Origin of the sequence: Massilia sp. CT11-108 (genome assembly GCF_047302915.1) — a bacterium.
GTDB classification, from domain to species: Bacteria; Pseudomonadota; Gammaproteobacteria; order Burkholderiales; family Burkholderiaceae_D; genus Telluria; species Telluria orientalis.
In genome coordinates this window covers 1-1,445 of sequence record NZ_JBKYMO010000872.1, presented here as the reverse complement: position 1 = coordinate 1,445, position 1,445 = coordinate 1, and the positions used below count along the sequence as shown (strand labels likewise).

At 60.7% G+C, this 1,445-nt stretch carries 3 protein-coding genes; 2 read left to right on the top strand and 1 reads right to left on the bottom strand.

Annotated elements, in window-relative coordinates:
• The coding region (locus tag ACEN88_RS31580; RefSeq protein WP_413346091.1) for a hypothetical protein at nucleotides 1-325 on the bottom strand (325 nt) is incomplete at its 3' end.
• Between ACEN88_RS31580 and ACEN88_RS31575 the strand changes: the two genes are divergently transcribed.
• Nucleotides 324-764 (top strand): pilin, encoded by a 441-nt coding sequence (locus ACEN88_RS31575; RefSeq protein WP_413346089.1) that lies wholly within the window; start codon nucleotides 324-326, stop codon nucleotides 762-764. The genes ACEN88_RS31580 and ACEN88_RS31575 overlap by 2 nt on opposite strands.
• A gap of 89 nt (nucleotides 765-853) precedes the next feature.
• The coding region (locus ACEN88_RS31570) for a hypothetical protein (RefSeq protein WP_413346087.1) at nucleotides 854-1,445 on the top strand (592 nt) is incomplete at its 3' end.

Sequence of the window (1,445 nt, the reverse complement as noted above, 5' to 3'; positions counted from 1 at the left end):
AACCGCCCGGTGCGGACCCGCACGCCGGGTGGTGTGGCAGGGGACCGGCCAGACAACTGGCCGCCCCTATGCCGATTGCTGACAATTTTTGTCGTAACTCAACAAAAACGGTCGGGGTGACAATTTTCGCCATGCCGGCGTGACAAAAATTGTCATGCGGCAATGCAAAAAATACGCGAAAACCCACAATTCGATGGCACTGTGCTAACGATTCCGTACGGAAACGAGCTGGCACGCCCATTGCATAGTGTAAGGGCAGAAGCAGGCAGTAACCAGATACGCAGTACCCCTTAATTTTGCAGTGCCCCACCTGGAGAGACATCATGAAAGCACCGAAAATCGTCAAGAAAGCCCAAGCCGGCTTCACCCTGATCGAACTGATGATCGTTGTCGCGATTATCGGTATCCTGGCCGCCGTGGCCATTCCGGCTTACCAGAACTATGTTGCCAAGTCGAAGTTCACGGCTGCGCTGGCTGAAGTGTCGGCTGGTAAGACCGGTTTCGACGTCAAGATGAACGACGGCACGGCCCCGGCGGACCTTACTGAAGTCGGCCTGCAAGCTTCGACGACCAACTGCGCGATGGAGCTGAAGGACACGACCGGTGGTGGCCTGGTTTGCACGATCGTCGGTGGCCCGGCTGTCGTGAAAGATTCGAAGATCACCCTGACCCGCGGCACGGATGGCACCTGGTCCTGCGCAAGCGACATCGCCGACGCTGCCGACAAGGCGAAAGTCGCCGGCACGACTTGCACCGGCAGCTAATCTGTCCTGACTCAACGGACATAGCGTCAAGGAGCCGCCCAGTGTAAGCTGGGCGGCTTTTTTTATTACCGGATCGAACGAGGTCTAGCGTGCTTACGACGGGAACCCATCCATCGGCGCTGTTGCGGATGCGCTTCACGGCGCTGCTGTGCCTGGCGCTGTTGGCCAATTTCATGGTGGTGGCCGGCCACGATCACCAGCGCCTCGTCCAGATCGGCACCGTGCTGCTGGGCGGCAGCATCGCCCTCGTCGAGCGCAAGACCCTCTCCAGCCTGTTTTCCGGACGCCCCGGCATGGCGCTGGCTGCGTTCTTCCTGCTCGGCATCCTGAGCACCGCGGCGGCCTTCTCGCCGCGCTTTGCCGCCTTCGAAGTCGCGAACCTGTTTTTGCTCTACGTGCTGGCCGCCATGGCCGCGGCCGAGATCGCGCGCAACGGACAACCGGCCCTCCTGCTCGTCCTCCGCTGCCTGGGCGGTATGTGCGCGTTTTATGTCTTCCTGTTCATCGTCGCGTATGTCGGCGGCCTCAGCCTCGGTATCCCGCTGGCCCGGGACGACTTCACGACCAACTTCAGCAACATCCGTTTTTTCAACCATACGCAGACCTCGACGTTGCCCCTGCTGATCCTGCTGTGCTGCCTGACGCCGCGTGCGTCCAGGTTGCGCTGGCTGTGGATGGCGG